24 protein-coding genes are annotated in these 19,950 nt (G+C 42.2%); 19 read left to right on the top strand and 5 right to left on the bottom strand.

Annotated features, from left to right (window positions below; translation table 11 throughout):
• Positions 1–25: 25 nt before the first annotated feature.
• Positions 26–598, top strand: a complete 573-nt coding sequence (locus RBB45_RS04645) for a histidine phosphatase family protein (RefSeq protein ID WP_253617080.1) — start codon at positions 26–28, stop codon at positions 596–598.
• A gap of 23 nt (positions 599–621) precedes the next feature.
• On the opposite strand, the gene RBB45_RS04640 is transcribed toward RBB45_RS04645, so the two are convergent.
• A complete protein-coding gene (locus RBB45_RS04640; protein WP_224950476.1) occupies positions 622–1,140 on the bottom strand; it encodes an NUDIX domain-containing protein in 519 nt (172 codons plus the stop codon).
• 239 nt (positions 1,141–1,379) lie between these two features.
• Here RBB45_RS04640 and RBB45_RS04635 point away from each other — a divergent pair, with 239 nt between their 5' ends.
• The 11 genes from RBB45_RS04635 to RBB45_RS04585 all read left to right on the top strand — a co-directional run bounded on the left by RBB45_RS04635 (position 1,380) and on the right by RBB45_RS04585 (position 8,708).
• Complete coding sequence (locus RBB45_RS04635) at positions 1,380–2,147, top strand: STAS domain-containing protein (protein ID WP_165352601.1); 768 nt, start codon at positions 1,380–1,382, stop codon at positions 2,145–2,147.
• A gap of 140 nt (positions 2,148–2,287) precedes the next feature.
• Positions 2,288–2,524 (top strand): hypothetical protein, encoded by a 237-nt coding sequence (locus RBB45_RS04630; protein WP_129612724.1) that lies wholly within the window; start codon positions 2,288–2,290, stop codon positions 2,522–2,524.
• A 1-nt stretch (position 2,525) separates the two neighbouring features.
• The gene (locus RBB45_RS04625) at positions 2,526–3,167 is read left to right on the top strand and encodes a pyridoxamine 5'-phosphate oxidase family protein (RefSeq protein ID WP_129612725.1); all 642 of its coding nucleotides are present in this window, start codon (positions 2,526–2,528) and stop codon (positions 3,165–3,167) included.
• Between the two features lie 18 nt (positions 3,168–3,185).
• Complete coding sequence (locus RBB45_RS04620) at positions 3,186–3,371, top strand: hypothetical protein (protein ID WP_224950474.1); 186 nt, start codon at positions 3,186–3,188, stop codon at positions 3,369–3,371.
• 144 nt (positions 3,372–3,515) lie between these two features.
• Positions 3,516–4,046 carry an RNA polymerase sigma factor gene (locus RBB45_RS04615; protein ID WP_009793506.1) on the top strand — a complete coding sequence of 177 codons (531 nt, stop codon included), beginning with the start codon at positions 3,516–3,518 and terminating at the stop codon, positions 4,044–4,046.
• A complete protein-coding gene (locus RBB45_RS04610) occupies positions 4,033–5,604 on the top strand; it encodes a DUF4179 domain-containing protein (protein ID WP_224950472.1) in 1,572 nt (523 codons plus the stop codon). The genes RBB45_RS04615 and RBB45_RS04610 overlap by 14 nt, the downstream gene beginning before the upstream one ends.
• A gap of 95 nt (positions 5,605–5,699) precedes the next feature.
• Positions 5,700–6,128: a GNAT family N-acetyltransferase gene (locus tag RBB45_RS04605; RefSeq protein WP_009793508.1), complete on the top strand. Its 429-nt coding sequence runs from the start codon at positions 5,700–5,702 to the stop codon at positions 6,126–6,128.
• A 16-nt stretch (positions 6,129–6,144) separates the two neighbouring features.
• Positions 6,145–6,999, top strand: coding sequence for a phosphotransferase (locus tag RBB45_RS04600; protein ID WP_306009143.1), 855 nt, complete (start codon positions 6,145–6,147; stop codon positions 6,997–6,999).
• Between the two features lie 60 nt (positions 7,000–7,059).
• Positions 7,060–7,644 (top strand): hypothetical protein, encoded by a 585-nt coding sequence (locus RBB45_RS04595; protein WP_022543935.1) that lies wholly within the window; start codon positions 7,060–7,062, stop codon positions 7,642–7,644.
• Entirely contained in the window at positions 7,641–7,820 is a 180-nt protein-coding gene (locus RBB45_RS04590) for a hypothetical protein (protein WP_009793511.1), read from the top strand. The genes RBB45_RS04595 and RBB45_RS04590 overlap by 4 nt, the downstream gene beginning before the upstream one ends.
• Positions 7,821–8,147: 327 nt before the next feature.
• Positions 8,148–8,708, top strand: coding sequence for a hypothetical protein (locus RBB45_RS04585; protein ID WP_306009142.1), 561 nt, complete (start codon positions 8,148–8,150; stop codon positions 8,706–8,708).
• Positions 8,709–8,926: 218 nt separating this feature from the next.
• Here RBB45_RS04585 and RBB45_RS04580 read toward each other — a convergent pair whose 3' ends face one another.
• Together RBB45_RS04580 and RBB45_RS04575 are read right to left on the bottom strand one after the other, a co-directional pair.
• Positions 8,927–10,627: a glycosyltransferase family 4 protein gene (locus RBB45_RS04580; protein WP_253617070.1), complete on the bottom strand. Its 1,701-nt coding sequence runs from the start codon at positions 10,625–10,627 to the stop codon at positions 8,927–8,929.
• On the bottom strand, positions 10,624–11,682 hold the full coding sequence (locus RBB45_RS04575; RefSeq protein ID WP_276537491.1) for a CotS family spore coat protein: 1,059 nt from the start codon (positions 11,680–11,682) through the stop codon (positions 10,624–10,626). Before RBB45_RS04575 ends, RBB45_RS04580 begins: the two co-directional genes overlap by 4 nt.
• Before the next feature lie 339 nt (positions 11,683–12,021).
• Between RBB45_RS04575 and galU the strand changes: the two genes are divergently transcribed.
• From galU to RBB45_RS04560, 3 genes are all read left to right on the top strand, one after another.
• A complete protein-coding gene (gene galU, locus RBB45_RS04570) occupies positions 12,022–12,906 on the top strand; it encodes a UTP--glucose-1-phosphate uridylyltransferase GalU (protein WP_306009141.1) in 885 nt (294 codons plus the stop codon).
• Between the two features lie 111 nt (positions 12,907–13,017).
• A complete protein-coding gene (locus RBB45_RS04565; protein ID WP_009793518.1) occupies positions 13,018–14,325 on the top strand; it encodes a UDP-glucose dehydrogenase family protein in 1,308 nt (435 codons plus the stop codon).
• 25 nt (positions 14,326–14,350) lie between these two features.
• Positions 14,351–15,358: an NAD-dependent epimerase/dehydratase family protein gene (locus RBB45_RS04560; RefSeq protein WP_129612733.1), complete on the top strand. Its 1,008-nt coding sequence runs from the start codon at positions 14,351–14,353 to the stop codon at positions 15,356–15,358.
• Positions 15,359–15,416: 58 nt separating this feature from the next.
• Here the strand turns inward: RBB45_RS04560 and RBB45_RS04555 are convergent, their stop codons facing one another.
• Entirely contained in the window at positions 15,417–16,193 is a 777-nt protein-coding gene (locus tag RBB45_RS04555; RefSeq protein ID WP_009793520.1) for a Cof-type HAD-IIB family hydrolase, read from the bottom strand.
• A gap of 181 nt (positions 16,194–16,374) precedes the next feature.
• Between RBB45_RS04555 and RBB45_RS04550 the strand changes: the two genes are divergently transcribed.
• Both RBB45_RS04550 and RBB45_RS04545 read left to right on the top strand, forming a co-directional pair.
• Positions 16,375–16,815, top strand: coding sequence for an HIT family protein (locus tag RBB45_RS04550; protein ID WP_148949627.1), 441 nt, complete (start codon positions 16,375–16,377; stop codon positions 16,813–16,815).
• A 77-nt stretch (positions 16,816–16,892) separates the two neighbouring features.
• Positions 16,893–17,183 (top strand): DUF5316 family protein, encoded by a 291-nt coding sequence (locus RBB45_RS04545; RefSeq protein ID WP_009793522.1) that lies wholly within the window; start codon positions 16,893–16,895, stop codon positions 17,181–17,183.
• Between the two features lie 53 nt (positions 17,184–17,236).
• Here RBB45_RS04545 and RBB45_RS04540 read toward each other — a convergent pair whose 3' ends face one another.
• Positions 17,237–18,619: a S41 family peptidase gene (locus RBB45_RS04540; protein ID WP_306009140.1), complete on the bottom strand. Its 1,383-nt coding sequence runs from the start codon at positions 18,617–18,619 to the stop codon at positions 17,237–17,239.
• A 113-nt stretch (positions 18,620–18,732) separates the two neighbouring features.
• Between RBB45_RS04540 and RBB45_RS04535 the strand changes: the two genes are divergently transcribed.
• Together RBB45_RS04535 and RBB45_RS04530 are read left to right on the top strand one after the other, a co-directional pair.
• On the top strand, positions 18,733–19,266 hold the full coding sequence (locus RBB45_RS04535) for a GNAT family N-acetyltransferase (RefSeq protein ID WP_306009139.1): 534 nt from the start codon (positions 18,733–18,735) through the stop codon (positions 19,264–19,266).
• 193 nt (positions 19,267–19,459) lie between these two features.
• Positions 19,460–19,897, top strand: a complete 438-nt coding sequence (locus RBB45_RS04530; protein ID WP_094767578.1) for a GNAT family N-acetyltransferase — start codon at positions 19,460–19,462, stop codon at positions 19,895–19,897.
• The last annotated feature ends 53 nt before the right edge of the window (positions 19,898–19,950 follow it).

Genomic DNA, 19,950 nt, shown 5'->3' with positions numbered 1-19,950 from the left:
TCTAAAAAAAGACAAAGGGGAAGCTATGATAACATACATATACATGGTGAGGCATGGAGAGTCGCCAAAAGAAAATGAAAATGAAAGATCAAGAGGGTTGACTGAAAAAGGAAAAAGAGATGCACAAAAGGTATGTGAATGCCTTCTGGATGAAGGAGTTAATATGTTTGCATCAAGTCCTTATCAGCGTGCGGTACAGACAATTGAGGGGGCCGCAGCAAGGCTCAATAAAGACATCCATGTTTTTGAGGATCTGAAGGAAAGAGTGTTCCTGCCGGATGAAGCTATTATAAGTAAAGAGAAATTGCTGCCGCTGCTGGAGCGGTCTTTTTCCGACCCTGATTACACTTTGCCGGGCGGGGAGTCGAATAGAGCTTGCCAAGATAGAGCAACAAGAGTATTGCTTCATCTGATTCGAACAAATCAGGGCAGGAGAATTGCCATCGGTACGCATGGGGCTGTTATGACTCTTATGATGGGTAAGTTTAGTAGAGAATACGGATTGGGATTTTTATTAAGTTCCTCCAAGCCTGATTTATATAAATTGGAATTTGATGGAATCATACTTTCAAAGGTAACCAGGCTTTACCATGTCTAGCTTCGCGGCCCGGAATGTCCCCCTTATATATCTGGAGGCACTGCTCTAAGCTGCCGGCTGGCCAATGAATCTTCCAGTATTTCTTCGTACAGCGAATTCCAGCCTTTATACCATATAGAGGTTCTATCAGGATCTATCAGCATTCTCTCTGCAGATTCGAATTTCCCTTCAAAAGGGTGGAGCAGCTCTATTTCCATGTTATAAATAGCCTGGAATCCTATCTTAGGATACGGGCTGGTTTCGTTCCAAAGCGGATTTTCCTCATGGCTGACAGTGATATACCCAAGAAGGGTGCAATCTCCTTCTATATAGCCCTCTTCCCAGGCTTCCCGCCTGCAGCATTCCTCATGTGTCTCATTTTCCTCAAGATGTCCTCCAGGGAAATCCCATCCCCGTTCATTCAGATTAACAAGCAGTAATTGGTCATTATAAAAACAGAAGCTATGGATGCTGGTAATCTTATTTAATGGCGGCAATGAACTGCTTTTAGTCCAGGAAAGCTTGATTTTCGCATCTCCCCAATACACAATTATATCCGACATGAACATACCTCCTTATTCTTCTATTATATGATGGTTATCTTTGGAAAACCATTTTGACTTGTCAAGTTTCTATGCTCTTGACCTACCGGGTCAAACCAGCCACATTCTTTAAGTCCTTTTTCGTTTGATGAACCCCCATACTGGAAAAGGTAGGTTAAGAGGGAACAATAGCCGAATCCTTCTTCATCAGGTCACAAAATAAAACTTATTAGCAGTCTATGAAGAACGGAGAGACGATTATGGAATACACCAGCATTATGAGAGAGATTACTCATCAGGTTTTCCTGGAAAACAAACTTCGGGATATGCCCCCTGAGTGGAAAAATGTGCTCCATCATTGGAGAAACTATCTGGCTGATATGTTTGCGGAGGCCTTTCATCCTGACAAGGAATATAGGAAGACAACAATTGGCTTTTGGGAAGATAATCTGGATCAGCTGCTAGCGGCAGGTACACCGGCTGAGCTAATGATAGAGCAGGTATGCTCCTTCAGAGAGGAAACTGCTGCAAAGCTCAGAAAGGTGGCCAAACAAAAAGATTGGACTGAGGACCTTTATGAACAATGGGACAGGCAATTTCACAAAACAGCCGATGATATCATCTGCTGGACCAGTGAAAAGGGATCTGCTTTGATGCGCACGAGATTGCTGGCAGCAGAAGCGAAGGTTAAGATGCTGTCTATACCAATTATCCGGGTTTCTGACGACGTAGCGGTCATATCGCTAGTTGGCGATCTTGATCGAAAAAGGACGAATGACCTCATGGAAAAAGCGCTGCAGTATGGTGCAAGCAGGTCACTGAATTGCATGGTCATTGATTTGTCAGGTGTAGAATTCATCGATACCCGCATCGCTCATGAACTTCTTAGGACAGTCAAAGCGATTCAGATAACAGGGATGACAGTTAAGCTGACAGGGATCCGGCCGGAAATTGCCCAGACATTTGTGAAGCTTGGGGTGAATTTAAACGACATACAAGTTTTTTCAAGCCTTCATCAGGTATTATAGACAGAAGAAAGGAGAGGCAGAAACTGCTTCTCTTTTTTTTGCGGAAAATTGAATCTTTATTCTCAGCATTTCGTCTATTATACTGAATACATATACTTGTCTGGAAGTTTTAGACATATTAAAAAAGGATTTTTCCTGGAATGAAGATTGGGGGAACAAGCATCAGGAACCCTAAATGGCATACCGCAGTCCTATATCTGATCTGGATGTTTTCATTCAGTCTATATGATGTGATTCGTGGAGATAGCATCCATTGGCAAAGGAACGTGAGTATCGCAATCTGTATTACTGGAGCCAGGCTATTTTTTACATGGGCATTTACAGAAAAGAAGAGTGACAGCCAGGCGGTGCGTAAATCTGATGAAAAAGGTGATTAAAATGAATACTATTTTTAAAAATGTCATTCAAACAAAGGAAGAATTTGAAGAGTTCCGTCCTTTCGTCGGCTCTCCAAGTGAAAGGGCACAAAGCAAGGTGATTCCAATAGTCGATGAACATTGCCGGGAGTTCATCCGTATGTCACCGTTTCTAACGATGGCAACGTCCAACAGTGCTGGCGAATGCGATGTTTCTCCAAGAGGCGATATGCCGGGGTTTGTTGCCGTAATTGACGAGAAGCACTTATTCATTCCCGAAAGGCCAGGAAATAAGAGGCTGGATTCTGTCCAAAATATATTGAAAAACCCCCATGTTGGTCTTGTTTTTTTTATACCGGGGCTTGGTGAGACCTTAAGGGTTAATGGGGAGGCTTTTATAGTCCGCGACCACGAGCTGCTTGAGATGAGTGCGGTGAATGGTAAGCTGCCTTTGTTCGGCATCGGGGTCCGGGTGAAGGAATGCTATACCCATTGTGCCAAAGCTTTTATCAGGTCAGGGCTGTGGAACCCGGAAACATGGGCAGACAAAGAAGAGCTTCCATCTGCAGCTAAAATGATCGTCGCTCATACAAAGATACCGAATGTCTCTGCAGAGCAGGTTGAAAAGGAACTGAATGAAGGCTATGTGCAGAGGCTTTATTGATCACGGGGAGATTTTCTTATGAATGTTGGAGCTGGCATCATACTGCTGTTCATGGGTGCTGTTCTCCTGATAACAGGATGTTCAATTTTAAAGCTGAACAAAAAGGCAGCCTCATTAACATTGGCTTTCGCTACTATTATTCTTTGTATTTCTGTGCTTTTATTGACAGGGATTTATGATCCTTACAGCAATCATATTCATTAAAAAAATACAAGTGAGATTATGACTGTCTTGATGAGGGCTGCTCTGCAGCTCTTTTTTTATTGAAAACTAAAATTAATGGGAACTTTTTGCAGCCGTCATTCCTCTAATTAACAAAGATACAGCAGAAGGGGCCGGGGGAAGAGTGTGATTAAAGCGATAAAGGATTCAATTATGCTGAAAAAAATTAAGGAAAAGGATATAGATGCCGTTTTAAGCTGGTTTGAGGCACGCAAATCAAAGTTTTACAAAATCGGCTGGGCTTATTTGAAGAATCATCATGATGTGGAGGATGTTTTCCATAATACGATTCTTAAGGTTCATGACCATATCGATACACTGAAGCAGGACCGTTATTTTGAAACATGGGTCACTTCTATTTTCATCAATGAGTGCAGGGACATTTACCGGAGGAATAAGCGCAGGCAGCAGGAAAATGCCATAGAAGGAAGTGAGGCCGGGCAGCATCCCTCTGACCGTCTGGATTTGCTGGATGCACTGGATCAGGTTGATGAGAAATTCAGGGAGCCGATTCTGCTGAAATATATACAAGGATTTTCTCAGGAAGAAATTGCAGGCATTCTCGGGCTTCCGCTCGGCACTGTTAAGAGCCGTATTTATAGGGGATTGCTGATTCTTCGCAAAGAATATGGAGGTGCTGGCCATGACATGCAGTGAAATAGAAAACTTGATGATGGATAGCCTGGAAGGAAGACTCCAGCATGGAGACGAAAAAATATTGAAAGACCACTTGGGACACTGCGGAAAATGTGGAGCTGAAATGATACAGCTGCAGGAAATAACGGCAGCATTATCTGTAAGATCACAAGAAATTGACATGCCTGAAGAATTTATGCTGAATGTGGCAAAAAGGGTCAGGCTGTCAGAATCGGAAAGGAAGAAGAAGAGCAAAGCCAGCATGATCGGCGGTTTGGCGGCAGCTGTCTGCCTTACCTTATTTGTCGGTACGGCAGCTGCCAATGGCGGATTCACTACTTTTAAAGATTGGTGGCAGAATTTCAGTACCGAAGAAAGTGAGCAGGAGCAGAAATACATCCAGTCAGGACTTGGCGAAAAGCTGGATCTGGAAGCAGAAAGCGGCGGGGTAAAAGTGAGGATAACAAGTGTGGCGGCAGATGATATCCAGACTCTGATCTATTATGAAGTAGAAAATTTGAAGAACGACGATCTTTTTAAGCCGGATTATGACGGCATTCAAGTCATGAATGCTGATGAGTATTGGGGGGATCAGGATGAACCCTCATTTTCGCCCATTAGAAGCCAAATGAATCTTTATTCCAATCAAAAAAATACCTTTAGGGGAAAACTTGCTGTGGCGCCAATGGATCAGCCAGAAGGAACCATTAATCTTAAAATTGTGCAGCTGGAGAAATTTATTGAAGCATCAAATCGGGATGAGGGAAAAGAAAATACACTTGAAACTTTGAAAGGGGAATGGTCATTCACGGTTCCAGTGGTAAAAAACCCCAGCTTGGAATACCCTTTATCTGCCAAAACAGAAGCGGATGGGAATCCAATTGTTTTTGAAAAACTCGTCATTGCTCCTACAGCGACCATGATTACTTACAGATATCAAAACACCCATAGTGATAAAATCCTTGATTATATTGCCATCGACAGCATTGAAACAGAGAAAGGCCTTGTCAGCAACCAGCTCTTCGGTCCTGGAGGAGACATATCAGGCGGTGGGTGGAATACAGTGACAGCTTCCTTCGATTCTATATACGGGGAAGAGCCAAAGGATATTAAAATAAATCTGGGTGCTCTGCAATATTCAGTAGAAGAACCAAAAAGCATTGATCTTAAGGGGAAAAGCCTTCCCATCAAGGCTGAATATAAAGGAAACAGCATCTCAATCGACAGCATAGAACCCGGCAAAACGGCTCAAGTAGTCTTGACTGAGGAATTGCCGGAAAGCCGTGCATATGAAAAACTGCAATTTACAATTGAAGGTAAAGGCAGGACCTCATCAGCAGGCAATTCAGACGGTTATTTTATAGACAAAGATGGCCAGAGATACAAGGCTGACGAATACTTTATGCGTACAGCCGAACTATCCGAACCGAGACTGTATACAACAAAGCATACTATTAATCTAAGAGGAGATGGAAGCCGGGAGGTGATTCCTGAACGGCTTGAAATCAAGGGCTACAGCTACACCATATTCAGCAGCAAAAACATAAAGATTGAACTGGATGGAAAAGCAGGGCACTGACCCTGCTTTTATTTTACAATAAATTACTTTTTAAGAGGTTATTCCTATTCTTTAGTCGAATGTAAAAACAAAAGCAACCATAAAAGGAGATAAAAATGGAAATCAGGGAGGCCAGATATGAAGATATTCCGGAGCTGACTGAACTAATAGAGCAGCTCGGCTATCCAGTATCGATCGAAAGGATGGCAGATCGATTTAAGAAGATTCAAACACTTGCTGATCATTATACTTTAGCTGCAGTATCGAAAGACAGCTTAATGGGAATGATTGGCTTTCACACAGGCTATCTGTATACCCAGGACAGTCTGTATGCACGAGTGACTGCGCTAGTCATACACAAAGATTTCCGCGGGTCAGGTATAGGTAAAATGCTCCTGGCTAAGATGGAGGAAAAGGCCGTCAAGCTTGGCGCAGGAGGAATTGTGCTGAACAGCGGCAACCGCGAAGAACGTGAAATAGCGCATCAGTTTTATTTAAGCGCAGGTTATGCGGCCAAAAGCACAGGCTATGTAAAAAGCTTATAGCAGAATAGGAGAACCCATGGAATATATGCAGAAATATATTGACCGATTTCAAATATGTGTAAAGCAAATCAGCAATGTTCCCGAGTCTTTCAGTTCAACTGTGTACAAATTAGTACTTAATGGAGGACAGACGATATATTTAAAAATTCCATTTTCCAGGGAGAAGCTTGAAAGAGAACTGGAAATGCTCCAATTATTAAGAGGACATGTCCCGGTGCCTGCTGTCCTTGATCATTGGGAAGGGGATGAAAAAATGGCAGGTGCACTGCTGCTTGAAGGAATCGAAGGCGAACCATGCACCCGGAGTATGGACGGGGATCTTGCCTTCAAGATTGGCAGGCACCATGCAATGCTGCATAATGCGCCGCTTCCTAAGGCATATTCCCTCTTTGATCCTAAGGCGTGGAGAGAAATGGTCAGAGAGACATTCGAACATTTCGGCCTGCATGCCTCCAAGGTGCTTCCTGATAGTCTGCTTGAAATGTCTCAGAAGCATTTTTATAAAAGTTTGCAGGAACTTCCCGCCCCTGATGGCCCTTGTATCATCCACATGGATTTCAGGCCGGGAAATATTCTGGTGAAAGACAATAATGTGGCAGGTATCATCGATTTTGAAAGTGCCCGTTCCGGATCTCCTGAAATGGACTTTTCTAAGATAAACCGGGATGTCTGGGAACGTCATGAAGGTTCCAGGGAGGCTTATACAGAAGGCTATGAAACCATAAGGCCCATGATTGATCTGGAAAGCATCCTTCCTTTTTATAAGTTCTTTGATGCATTTTGTTCTGTCGGCTGGGGGCAGAAGAGGGGGGCAGAGAAGCATAGGGAATTTATGAGAGAGAATGAGCTGCTGCTTGCGTCGATGTTTTGAAGGCTTACCTTTTCTTTACTTCATTGTATTTGAAAAAGCCAGATAGAAGGAGGTCTAGCGATGAATGCCAGTGGGCGTCCTTATCATTATATCCTCTCTTTTTTTTGTTTAACATTATTGGGAATTACGGGAATGTATCTCCTCATTAGACTGGCCATGATCATTCTGTCGGCGGCAGGCTTCGCTCTTATCGGACCAGAAGGGCAGGACCTGCAGATGGCAGCATTGGTTCCCGACTTTCTGATGGTCTTTGTGTTCACACTGGTTGCGGGAATATACTTTAAAAACAAAAGCATACCTGGGATGGCAGCGGTGCTTCTGCTGCTTATCATTCTTGTATCCATCCTGCCAAGGCTCATGTTTGCAGAAAATTATACGATCATTGAAGGTACAGATTATGCCATCACCGGATTTAGCTATGAAATACCGCAAAAAGATTATGATGGTGTGGCCGTAAAGGTCTATAGCAGGGTTTTACCGTATGTTTATAAAGAGGGAAAAGAATTTAGAGACGATTCGAAACTCGCTGAAAAGAGCCAGAATAAACTAATTAAGATGTCATATGAAGTGGATGAGGATCATACACTGATAATTGGCAAGTTGAAAATCCCGCTGGAGTACTATGGAAAAGGAGGAGAATCATGATTTGGTTTCTGTTTATTTTCATATTCCTTGTCCTTGGATTTGCCTTTCTGATCGACTGGCGGCGAAAGAAAATAAATAATAACCCGCCCAATGTCACACATCCTCATGCCAAGCCTGGCGATGATTCCAATTATATGATGGGAGACAACAGGGATCATGGGGGCTCAAATTTTTAGGTGATTGTATTATAAAGAGTCTTCGTTTTTGATACTTGGAGAATACTTCAGAAGGGAAATAACCTCCCAAAAAATATAGAACCCAATCTCAGCATCATTTTGATGCTTTTTTTCATGCTTCTGTTTTGGCAAGTCAGCTCTTAGGCAGCAGGGGCATTTACCCAATTTTTATATAAAGACGCAACATGAGAAAGTTGTCCTATATCAAGTTTTTAAGAGAAACATATTCTAATACTAAGGATTCAGAAACCCTGATGACAATTTTGGACATGTATATTCAAAAGCTTATAGGTATTAAACAAGAAAGCTCCAAGGGAGGAAAGAGAAATGTCTAAAGAAGTTGTAAAGGCCAAAATCAAGATCGAGTTCACGGAGGGAATTGAACTGAATGAAAACTCAACCTATGAAGATGTGTTGAGCTTTCTGTCAGGTTCAATGAACAATGAAGCTGTCGGGGAAGTCACTTTAAAAGTTGAATTTGAAGATGGAACTGAGACAGAATTTGAAAGAGATGGTGAAGAAGGAGAAGACTTAGCAGAAGAAGATGAGGAAGAAGACGAAGAAGAAGAAGACGAAGACGATGATGAAGAAGAAGACGAAGAAGAAGACGAAGATGAAGACGAAGATGAAGAAGAAGATGAAGACGAAGATGAAGATGAAGATGATGAAGATGAAGACGAAGATGAAGATGATGATGATGACGATGACGATGAAGATGAAGATGAAGATGATGACGATGAAGATGAAGATGAAGATGATGAAGAAGACGACGAAGATGCTCAGCTTGTTGATACAGAAGCTGCCTCATCAGGAAATGAGGCAGAGAACAAGCGAATCAGAAGACGTAAGCTCATTGAGACTTTCATACTTGACCGAATGGCACTATAATATTAGACATACAAAACTTGGCCTGACCCAGCTGCTTACTGCTGGGTGTCCGGTTTTTGTTACTATCCAAAAGAAGATTGAAGCATTGTAATGTAATTAAGATTGAAAGCAATCCTCCTTGGCAGCATTAATATTTTGCTAAGGAGGATTTTTCTATTTACATATATATGCAACCCAAATAGCCCGCCTTTTAAGTACGGCGGGCAATATAGTTATTCTTACTTTCGATTAGTACTTCTTTCTTTTTTTGTTTGTTCTTCCTTGAGACGGTCCAGGGTCGTTTTTGCGGATTCCCTGATCCATTCTCTGACAATACCCCTAAGCCTATCGTTTTTTGTTGTCTCTTTTGTATGTGGCTGTTCAGAATTTACTTTGCCTGCTTTTGAATTTACGGAGGAGACGGCATCATTGACTGTCTCTTTCATGTTCACCTCTGAAATATTGTCTTTTTTGTTCCTTATTAGTTTGTAAATTGAATCATGTTTTTCCTTTTTCATAGATTCATCCTGCAATAGCTTAAGCAGTTCTCTGCTGCTTCGCTTACTCTTGGCAGAATCCATACTTTCAGGGCTGGGTTTTTTCTGCTTCTGTTTTACCGGCATTTCTTTAAGAGGTTTTTTCCTTTCTTTTTTATCTTCAAAGGAAGTCTTCTCAGTCAGGGGTGCAGCTTCGTTACGATCTTGGGCAGAATTTGTGATTTCCCTGACTGAGGTATTGGATGGAGTTTCCTGAAGCACCGGAATTGTCCCTGCTTCTGGTGCTGCACCATAAGTCGTAAATTTTGTTCTCTTCCAGATGCCAAGCAGCTCAGAGGCGACCCTCGGCCATTCATATTGAGATACTGCCAATTCTCTCCCTTTTTGCCCCATTTTCTTCATCAATGGTTTGCTGGAAAGAATATTAGAAATTTTTTCTGTAAAACAGTCAGGATCTTCAGGATTTTCAACAATCAAGCCATTTTCACCTGGTAATATAACTTCCGGATTGCCTCCCCGTGCGGTAGTGACAATAGGAAGGCCAGCAGCCATCGCTTCATAATGAACCCGCGCAAGCGGCTCCTGCCATTGAGAAGTACAGACGAACATGTCTGCGGCTGCAAACCAATTATGAATTTCGCTCGGTGCGACAAAACCTGTTGTCACAACAGGTATCGGGAGTTTACTTGCCAATGCCCTAACATAGGCGACATAATCTGTGACATGGTTTTGGCTGAACCAATTGCTGCCGACAATAACTAAAGCCAGATCCTTAAATTTTTGTGAAAGTTGTGGCAGCGCCCTGACCAGCCTGTCAACACCTTTGTTGTTGCTGAGCCGCCCGGCAAATAAAAGAACGGTTTTGTTTTCAAGCCCATGAGCATTTCTGAGTTCGTTTCGGATTTTCTGCATTTTTGGATGATTCCCCGGCAGGAAGCGCTGGGTATCTACTCCTGAATAAATCGTTTGCAGCTTTGGCGCAGCCTGAGGATAAAGATCCTTAATCACATTTCCGATATAATTGCTGACCGTAACAATATTTGAAATCTCTTCTAGTGCTGCCGCAGCTTCTTCGGGGGCTATTTTATCAGGACCGAACATATCATTATGCATGCTCAAGGTAATTTTAGCCTGAGGGGCCGCTTTTCGAACGGGAAGGATCAGGCGGGGCCTGTTAAAGACGTGGATCAGGTCAAATTGATTTTTTTCTATATAGCCAACTACTCCGTCACGATAAAGGTCAAATAATTTGCCGGGAACCCGCACATAATCAATGCCGTCCAGTGTTTCCTGATCGGGAAGGGAAGGATCGCTGATTCCAAGGACAGTAATATCATGATGTTTTCCTATATGAGGAAGGACTCCGGAGATATAGGTTTGTATTGCCCCGCCCAGAACTGGAGGAACAGGAAGTTTCTCCGTACAGATCATTAATATTTTCATAGTGATTGGGCTCCCTTCCAGTCATTTTGAATTTCCTCCAGCACAGGCCATTTCGTCTGGTCTGTGTCCAGGATTGTCTGTATTAGCTGTGTTGTTTGTTCATTCAGGAATAATTCAGGTTCATATACTGCTTCCTTTAAATTCTTATAAAATTCATTAGGCATGGAAAGATCTATCAATAACAGGTCATATAGTTCAGGAGATATTGGGTATGCTTCGTGATAGGCTTTGATCATTTCCCTTACCCAAGTAATATCCCATCTGTACAAATCTGCCATTGAACCTGTTATCAGCTTTCTTAAATCGCGGATTGGCAAATCATACGCAACTCCGTCAAGATCAATAATCCACATCCCCCCAGAACCCATTTGGCCATTAGACCAGCCGTAGTCCTGATGCACGAGTCCCCAGAACTCATTCCCATGTGCTGCAAGATCGGCATAAGCTGAAGATTTTAGTTTTTCTATTCCCTGCTTAGCCTGTTCTTCAAAATGGCCGACTGCGTTTTTTAAACTTTCGCTTGCCGGCATTTCTTTATAAGCAGCAGCTATATTTCGGAGCCAGTCCATTTTGTTGAGGACTTTCTGGTAGCTTTTCGGCCATTTTAAAACTCTTGAAGCAATTTCAGCAGATGGAGGGGGTGTATATCCCTTACTTAAGCGATGGAACTCTCCAAGTGCATAGCAAAGCTGCCTCGCACCCTCCAAATCCTTGGTAACAGGCGCCAGGGGCTCTATCCACTCAGCTGCAAACCAGAGCTTTCCTCCTGCTTCAACATAGTTATGCCCTTCCTTTGTTTTATAGATGGGCGGGACCCTGGCATCCTGGACATCAACCAAGTACTCCTGGGCTCCGAGGCTGAAAAGGCTCCTTGTGGGTCTTCGGTGCAAAAGCTTTAAGCTTTTCGGGCCAGAGCCGGTTTCAAGCTTCCATATGGCTCCGCCTTTATCCGGCTTCGTTGTGACCACCGTAATGCTCTGAACGGAAAGGTCGTAGGATTTGAGAACTTCGGCAGCAAGCTCGTTAATATATTCTGGAACAAAAAATTCATGCATGGAATCAGTTACTTCCCATGGGACAATTTCTATCCTTTCCACGCTATCCCTCCTAAAATTAAAAAGCAGTTTCCCTCAAAATTAATAACGAAAGAGTTTCTGTAATAAGCTCCTGGCCGGAATTTTAGCTTTGTTGGATTAAAGCAGGGTCATTTGAAGGGAGAGTACTTTTTACTAAATTATGATTTTAAAAGACTTTTGTATAGGACAGCTCCCCCGTTTTTTTAGAATATTCACCAATATTTTGTACACCTGTGCTATCCCACATGCGCATTAGTCTGTTTTGTCATAGAAATAGTTAACAAGTATGATGAGATTCTTAGGAAAGGAGAAGGACAGGTGAAAATTAGAAAAGCAATCATACCGGCTGCCGGACTTGGAACAAGATTCCTCCCTGCAACAAAAGCATTGCCAAAGGAAATGCTTCCAATCGTGGACAAACCGGCCATCCAATATATTGTCGAAGAAGCGGTGCTGTCAGGAATAGAGGATATTATTATCATCAGCGGACGGAGCAAGCGTTCAATTGAAGACCATTTTGATAAGTCCTATGAGCTTGAAGAAACCCTTTATAAAAAAAACAAGCAAAGCCTGTTAAAAGAGGTCCAAAAAATATCCCAGCTGGCCAATATTCATTATATCCGCCAAAAAGAACCGAAAGGACTCGGCGATACTATCTACTGTGCAAGAAGTTTTGTTAACAACGAACCGTTTGCTGTCCTCCTCGGTGATGATATTGTCAAATCCAGGATACCCTGCCTGCGGCAGCTTATAGAAGTTTTTGACCTCCATCATTGTTCTGTTGCAGGAGTACAGCAGGTAGCTGAAGAGGATGTGTCAAAATATGGAATCATCAAACCGATAAACAGAAATTTAGAGCAAGATGTGTTCAATATAGAAGCATTGGTAGAAAAGCCAAAAAAGGAATTGGCTCCTTCCAGGCTGGCTATTATGGGCCGATATATTTTAACGCCAGGAATTTTCAGCATTCTTAAAGATTTACCGCCAGGCTCTGGCGGGGAAATTCAGCTGACAGATGCACTGAACATTTTAAATAAATCAGAAACAGTCCTAGCCTGCGGCTTCCAGGGGCAGCGATATGATATCGGAACAAAGGCAGGCTTTATCAGGGCAACGATCGATTTTGCGTTAGAGCGGGAAGATCTGAAAGCAGAGATTTCAAGCTATCTCAGAAAGCTTGCCCTCGAAGATCAATCACATTAGAGTTTGCATTCTGCTGGGTTTTTGACGGTTGCAAGTCTGTACCGGCTGCCATAGTTTATAGAAAATTACCTTTCTGGAATGCAATGACAGAAGTGGATTCGGGGTGAAAAGATGAATATAGGAGTAATTGGAGCCGGCTATGTCGGAATTACGACAAGTGTGGCATTTGCCAAATACGGCCACAAAGTGTTCGTAATGGATCAGGATCCCACAAAAATCAGCATGATGAAGCAGAATAGACTTCCCTTTTATGAAGATGGGTTAGAAAACGAGTTCCAGCAGCTTCAGCTAAATGGGAATCTACTATTCACAGGTGATTTAGAAGAATGTATAAGGAAAAGTGATTATATTTTTATTGCAGTCGGCACACCATCGTCGCCTCAAGGAGAAGCCGATTTATCCTATGTGGAGGCTGCTGCCAGGTCGATTGGGGGACTTCTGAACGATTATAAAATTATTGTCATTAAGAGTACCGTTCCTGTAGGCACCGGTGACCATATCAAAAAAATAATAGGGAGTGCGATTGCAGAAAAAGATAAAAAAATTCCTTTTGACCTTGTCTCAAATCCTGAGTTCCTGAGAGAGGGGAAGGCTTTAGAGGATGCCCTCCATCCTGAAAGAATAGTAATAGGATGCGAGCCGGGCCCATGCCAAAAAGCAATGGAAAGATTATATAAAGATGTTTCCTCAACTATTTTATTTACATCAGTAAGAGACGCGGAAATGATTAAATATGCTTCGAACGCGTTTTTAGCTGCAAAAATATCCTTTATCAATGAACTGGCACGGCTATGCGAAAAAACAGGGGCAAACATTAATGAGGTCGCAAAAGGAATGGGTCTTGACAGCCGGATTGGCCCGCAGTTTCTTAGAGCGGGGATAGGATACGGCGGTTCCTGCTTTCCAAAGGACTTAAAGGCTTTGCTTGCCATGGCCTCGGAAAAGAAAACCCCTATGGATATTCTTACGGCTGTTTCAAATGTTAACGATACCCAGGCTGAATGGTTCCTGGAAAAGGTTACAGATGCTCTTGGACCATTAGAAGGGAAACAAATCGCTCTGCTCGGCCTCACTTTTAAACCTCAAACTGATGACATCAGGGAAGCATCCTCGCTTAGAATAATAGATTTCCTCCTGCATAAGAAAGCTATCATAACAGCTTTTGATCCAAAAGGAACAGAAAATATGAAAAAAATCTATCCTGATATTCTTTATGCCTCTTCGCCTTTAGCAGCAGTGAAAAACGCAGAAGCGATTCTGGTTGTTACCGAGTGGAACGAAATAGTAGAAATGGATTGGGAAAAGGCGAAAGTGCTTGCGTCAGGAAGCCATTTATTTGATGGACGCAATGCCCTGGACCCTTCAGCTATGAAAAGAGCGGGTTTTATTTATAAAGGGGTCGGCATAAGTTCATTTTAAAGCATGAAGGAAAGGAGTCTGAAGGGTGCATCAGAAGAAAAATCCTATTTTTATTACTGGCTGTGCAGGATTCATTGGCTTTCATTTATCAAAAAAGCTGCTCGAAAAAGGCCTCCCCGTACTTGGCCTGGACACTATAAATGACTATTATGATCAGGATCTGAAATATTCAAGACTCCAATTATTAAATAACTATTCTGGTTTTTATTTTACAAAAGGATCACTTGAAGACCAAAGGCTGCTTGAATCTCTTTTTACACAGCATGAGCCTCGAATCGTCGTTCACCTCGCAGCCCAGGCGGGCGTCCGCTACAGTCTGTTAAATCCACATGCCTATATCCAATCAAATGTGACTGGATTTATGAATATATTAGAATGCTGCCGTAAATATAAAATTGACCACCTGCTTTACGCTTCCTCCAGTTCAGTTTATGGAAATAACAAAACCATCCCCTTTTCAGTGGAGGATCGGACAGACGAGCCTGTAAGTTTATATGCAGCGACGAAGAAAGCCAATGAGCTAATGGCATACACATACAGCCATCTATATAAAGTTCCTGCAACCGGCCTCAGGTTTTTTACTGTTTATGGCCCTTGGGGAAGGCCGGATATGGCGTATTTCAGCTTTGCCGAGAAAATAGTCAAAAAAGAGCCGATCGAAGTGTACAATTATGGCAATATGAAGAGAGATTTCACCTATGTGGATGATGTAACAGAATCAATTTGGCGGCTGATGGAGAGAAGACCGGAGAAGTCTTTGCCGTTCAGTATTTATAATATTGGCAATAGCCAGCCTGTTGAGCTGAAAGAATTCATCAGGGTTCTTGAAGACAAATTGGGCATCCCGGCAATTAAGATCTTCAAGCCTATGCAGCCGGGGGACGTACAGGAGACGTATGCCAAAGTTGATGATCTGGAGAAACTGATTAACTACAAGCCTGTAACCACCATTGACGAGGGTCTCGAAAAGTTTGCCGATTGGTTTAAAGAATTTTATCATATAGTGCCTGATTCAAAGAACCCTAGATTATAGAATCCAGGGTTCATTTTAACGGCTGAATGCTGTTTGAAGGCAAGATTATTTTTCAGATTCACTCCAGCATCCCAAATTTTTTTAAAGCGTATCCGATGCCATCCTCACTGGATTTGCGGGTGACAAAATCAGAAATGGCTTTTAGCTCATCAGTTCCATTCCCCATTGCTATCCCGAGACCGGCCAGTTCAAGCATATCGATATCATTGTTTCCATCTCCGAAAGCAACCATCTCTGATGGCTCAATCTCAAAGAATTCAAGCACTTTCATGATGGCTAAAGACTTGGAAACTTCCTTCTGGAGCACATTTGCTATAAACGGATGCCATCTTTGAAAAGAAAGATCGGGGAAAGCGCGAATGTATTTTTCCATCATTTCTTCGTTTGCATACAGGCACATTAAATAGACTTCCTGTTCATGGATATTTTCATAGAATGGAGGATAATCTGTGAAGGCCAGCGTCTCCTTCAGTGTCTTTAGAATTTCTTCGCTTTGTACGCCATTGGTGCTGAATTCTTCCGTAAAGTAGGATAAACCATGGTTTTCTGCTAGGGAAAAGGCAGCCACATCGCGGATGACCTGCGGATCAAGCGTTACCTTATGGATGACCTGATCACGGTGCTTAACATATCCGCCGTTTGCAGTCACAAATGTATCAATGCCAAGCTCCTCAATCTCCCTGCACAATGACAAGGGCCTGCCGGTCGCAGCAGCAACCTTGATCCCTTGCTCTTTCAGCTTAAATATCGTTTCCTTCATCTTATCTGAAATGCTTCCGTCTTCATGATGGGTGATTGTCCCATCCACATCGAAAAATATAATTTTATAGCTCATAAGGACCTCCGGCGACAGTTATTTTCATTTTATTAGTTTAATAGGCATGATTCGCGCTAAAATCGGAATTACTATTTTCAGATGTTTAGTGAGTATTATAACATTCGCTGAGAAATATGTTAATATTTGGATAGGTGTATAGAGACAATAACTGTAAGAAAAATGGGGGACCCTGGTGTTTATGGATGATTGTCTTGGATGCCGGCTGGCACACAAGAGTGAGCCGGTTTTTATAATATATGAAAACAACCTGATTTCCTGTATCTTGGATCATGATCCATTCGGGGAGGGGCATGTTCTGATTCTGCCCAAAAAGCATGCAGAAGAATTGACTGATCTGGATGAAGAATCAGCCGTGGCTGTTTTTCGAGCTGCCCAGCATTTGTCAACAGTGATAAAGCGGCTCTATAAACCTGACGGTATTACTCTTTGCCAAAACGGAGGAATCTTCAATGACCTGAACCATTTTCACCTTCATGTGATTCCTAGAAGACAGCGGCAACCTTTCGCAGCTTTTTTTGCGGAAGATGCAGTATTGGGAAATGAAGAGACAAAAAGGAGATTACCATTGACACAGAGGGAACTTGCCTCAGCTCTAATGTTAATCCAAAAAGAAAGTTAATGATTTCGAATTTTCTATAAACTGAAACCGAATGGATGCCTGATTCGTATTATAACTAAGGAAAAGGGGGAAACAGCTTGAAATATTTATTGATAGGGATTTTCATATCCATCCTTGGTGTTATAGCTTCGTTATTATTAGAGATTTTGGAATATGCCCATTTGGTGACCGGAGCCCTTGGACTGCTCTTCCTGGGAATATCCATTCTTATTTCAGGCATCATTATGGGACCCCATAGGTACAAAGCTGATTTGCATGTGGAAGAACCTCCGGAGCAGAGAAAAAAGCGCAGAAGAACAGCGGCTGCCTCTATTTTAATAGGACTTCCGAATATTGCGGTTGCTTTGCTTCTTTATATGGCCAGATGAAAAGGACCTTTTGAGAAGGTCCTTTTCACTTTTTTTCTACGCAAATCTTCTTGTTAACTCTGCCCATTCTTTTCTACATAATCCAAAATCCGTTCAAGCTGGCCATCCCGTCCGGAGATGATATCTTTCCTTGTTTTTTCTATCAATATATCTGGTTCAATGTAAGGGATATGGCTTTTTTCAGGATTGGGCCTGAAATACTCCTTGTGGGAAACTCCCAGGTCAAATTTGCTGTATGGAAGGCTCAAGATAATATAATCGCCAAAACCTTCCGGATTTCCGCCTGGAGGTTCACCGATGACTTCAGCCAGATTGTTGTCCTGAAGTATAACTGCAAATTGAGCAGCAGAGCTGAATGTGCCGCTATCTGAAGCAATATAAATCTTGCCAGTGAATATAGGAGGCTCCTGTAAATTTTCAACTTTGCTTGAGGGTATGTTCTGCATACCTTTAGTCCGTCTGTAGCTATATTTTTTTGCCGCTTCGCTAGAGTACTTCGTTATATATCCTATACTTTGAATATTCGCAGCAGGAAGATGCTTGAGAAAACTATTTGTCACGTCCGTATCTCCGCCACCATTACCCCTCAGGTCAATAACGATGTTATCAATACCTTTTTCAACTGTTTCCTGAAAAAAAGAGTCTACTGCAGACTGATAGCCTATTGTATCTAAGCATGTGTCCAGATTGAAATATGCTATATTCCGATCTTGCTGGATCTCCCAGTTGAACCATTCTTTTGATTGGCCAGTGGTGCTGTAATTGTTTTCTAATAATTTCACTTCAGCCTTAAGCTGTTTTCCATCTCGTTCAATCGTTGCTTTGACTGTATCGTCCTTTTCAGCGATTGATGCTTCTTTAAGAAAGATTTCGTAGTGCAGCAATGCTAAGCTGGTTTTTTTCTCCCAATATTCATTTTCTGCAGAAATCAGCTTGCTCAACTTTTCATTCAATTCCTCAGGAGAACGCCCGCCCATTTTTAGTATAAGATCTCCAGCCTTTAGGGAAGAGTCAAAACTTTTGGTGACAACCAGTCCTTCTTTTACCCATTCCAAAGCTGCCGGGAAGGTTTTTGATTTCCTCAGCATTTCAGGAGAAGGAAACACAGTAGTATGCGCGTCCTTCAGTTTGCTTGTAAACGCCATGAGTACCTGTGCAAATTCTCCGGCAGTTAATAGCCTTTCAAGCTTTTTCTCGGTATCCCTTACAGCTTTATTCCAATTATCGATATTCCTTTTAGGGTCGGGATGGATCTCAATGATTTTTGTTTTCATGAAATCAAAATCCTTTTTCATTACGTCAGGAGAAAGCAGGTCTTCTGGTTTCAGCATTTCTTTATTCATCATCTCATCTTCTGTTAATACCGCTTGAGGCTTCAATTGACATCCCGATAAAAATATTGAACAAATCAGAAGCATCATTATGTATTTTTTCATCGTACACCTGCCTGCCTATAAGTCTACACTATTATACTAACTGAAAAAGTAAGTATTTAACAATTGGGAAAATATCTGTAAAATAGAAAATGACTTTCCGAGGGGGAGAATAAATGTTTAAAGAACTCAAGACAGAGAGATTAAGGCTAAGGGAGATTGTGATGGAGGATGCGGCAAGCCTGTTTGAGTATTTTTCGAGAAGTGATGTTGTACGCCATTACGGACAGGATGCTTTCCAGCGGGTAGAACAGGCTGAAGAAATGATCCGTTCTTTTCAAAAAAACTTCAACGATAAAAGGGGAGTCCGCTGGGCTATTGAAATAAAAGGAACTGATAGGCTGATTGGCACCATCGGGTTTAACTCTTGGCTCCCCAAGCACCATCGCGCTGAAATAGGCTATGAGCTTCATCCTGGCTATTGGGGGAAAGGATATGCTTTAGAGGCTGCCGAAAAGGCAATTGCTTACGGTTTTGAAGAAATGGATCTGTCCAGGATCGGGGCGGTTGTGTTTCTTGAGAACCATGCATCTAATAAGCTCCTTTGCAAGCTGGGCTTTGAAAAGGAAGGTCTGCTGAGGGGGTATATGTATCAGGATGGAAAAGCAAATGATACATACCTTTATTCTCTTTTAAAAGAAAAGCGGTAATCCTATAAGAGAAATATAGGCGAAGATAGAAAATGCTGCTATTATAAGAATGCCAGTATATAACTGGACCAGTTTGTTAAAGGAGGCGTTCATTATGCCAAACAATTCAGTAAGAAAGCATAATAGCACAGAGGGGAATACGGCTTCTTAACAAAATAGTCGAGCATTCCCCTTATGATGAAAGGGGAAAACAATGATTAGTTTACAAGAAATCAATGAAGAAAATTGGTATGAATGCTGCCAGCTGAAGGTAGCCAGTGACCAGGAGGCTTATATGGAGCCTAATGCAGTATCAATCCTGCAGTCTCATTATGAACAGACCTTAAGAGCTTTTGCCATTTTAAATAATGGAAAAATGGCAGGCTTATTGATGTATAATACTGTTCCAGAAGAATTGGATTCTATCTGGGTATACAGAATCATGATTGATTCCAGTATGCAAGGGCAGGGGATTGGAAAAGCAGCCGCGCTCCTGATGATTGAGCAAATGGCACAGCTGCCAGGTGCCAGGAGTATAGCGGTTGGCTATCATCCTGACAATCTGGCTGCACATCACTTATATGCAAGCCTTGGTTTTATTGATAAGGGAGATAGATTCGGCAGGGAGATGGCTGTCTTAAAAGAACTTTAAGAAAGGAGCCTTTCACGGCTTCCTTTTTTTATGGCTTTGGCTGGGCATTACCA

It is taken from the genome of Bacillus sp. MMSF_3328 (genome assembly GCF_030733525.1).
Taxonomy (GTDB): Bacteria; Bacillota; Bacilli; order Bacillales; family Cytobacillaceae; genus Bacillus_AB; species Bacillus_AB infantis.
Note: the sequence above shows the minus strand (reverse complement) of the source record. Positions and strands in the feature narration are given on the sequence as shown.

Bases quoted from the DNA above. Each gene is read 5' to 3' on its own strand.
- RBB45_RS04595 (WP_022543935.1), top strand. From the start codon at position 7,060: ATGAATGCCAGTGGGCGTCCTTATCATTATATCCTCTCTTTTTTTTGT.
- RBB45_RS04540 (WP_306009140.1), bottom strand. From the start codon at position 18,619: ATGAAAAAATACATAATGATGCTTCTGATTTGTTCAATATTTTTATCG.
- RBB45_RS04645 (WP_253617080.1), top strand. From the start codon at position 26: ATGATAACATACATATACATGGTGAGGCATGGAGAGTCGCCAAAAGAA.
- RBB45_RS04550 (WP_148949627.1), top strand. From the start codon at position 16,375: ATGGATGATTGTCTTGGATGCCGGCTGGCACACAAGAGTGAGCCGGTT.
- RBB45_RS04585 (WP_306009142.1), top strand. From the start codon at position 8,148: ATGTCTAAAGAAGTTGTAAAGGCCAAAATCAAGATCGAGTTCACGGAG.
- RBB45_RS04530 (WP_094767578.1), top strand. From the start codon at position 19,460: ATGATTAGTTTACAAGAAATCAATGAAGAAAATTGGTATGAATGCTGC.
- RBB45_RS04630 (WP_129612724.1), top strand. From the start codon at position 2,288: ATGAAGATTGGGGGAACAAGCATCAGGAACCCTAAATGGCATACCGCA.
- RBB45_RS04590 (WP_009793511.1), top strand. From the start codon at position 7,641: ATGATTTGGTTTCTGTTTATTTTCATATTCCTTGTCCTTGGATTTGCC.
- RBB45_RS04580 (WP_253617070.1), bottom strand. From the start codon at position 10,627: ATGAAAATATTAATGATCTGTACGGAGAAACTTCCTGTTCCTCCAGTT.
- RBB45_RS04640 (WP_224950476.1), bottom strand. From the start codon at position 1,140: ATGTCGGATATAATTGTGTATTGGGGAGATGCGAAAATCAAGCTTTCC.
- RBB45_RS04555 (WP_009793520.1), bottom strand. From the start codon at position 16,193: ATGAGCTATAAAATTATATTTTTCGATGTGGATGGGACAATCACCCAT.
- RBB45_RS04610 (WP_224950472.1), top strand. From the start codon at position 4,033: ATGACATGCAGTGAAATAGAAAACTTGATGATGGATAGCCTGGAAGGA.
- RBB45_RS04605 (WP_009793508.1), top strand. From the start codon at position 5,700: ATGGAAATCAGGGAGGCCAGATATGAAGATATTCCGGAGCTGACTGAA.
- RBB45_RS04575 (WP_276537491.1), bottom strand. From the start codon at position 11,682: ATGCATGAATTTTTTGTTCCAGAATATATTAACGAGCTTGCTGCCGAA.
- RBB45_RS04635 (WP_165352601.1), top strand. From the start codon at position 1,380: ATGGAATACACCAGCATTATGAGAGAGATTACTCATCAGGTTTTCCTG.
- RBB45_RS04565 (WP_009793518.1), top strand. From the start codon at position 13,018: ATGAATATAGGAGTAATTGGAGCCGGCTATGTCGGAATTACGACAAGT.
- RBB45_RS04600 (WP_306009143.1), top strand. From the start codon at position 6,145: ATGGAATATATGCAGAAATATATTGACCGATTTCAAATATGTGTAAAG.
- RBB45_RS04535 (WP_306009139.1), top strand. From the start codon at position 18,733: ATGTTTAAAGAACTCAAGACAGAGAGATTAAGGCTAAGGGAGATTGTG.
- RBB45_RS04620 (WP_224950474.1), top strand. From the start codon at position 3,186: ATGAATGTTGGAGCTGGCATCATACTGCTGTTCATGGGTGCTGTTCTC.
- RBB45_RS04625 (WP_129612725.1), top strand. From the start codon at position 2,526: ATGAATACTATTTTTAAAAATGTCATTCAAACAAAGGAAGAATTTGAA.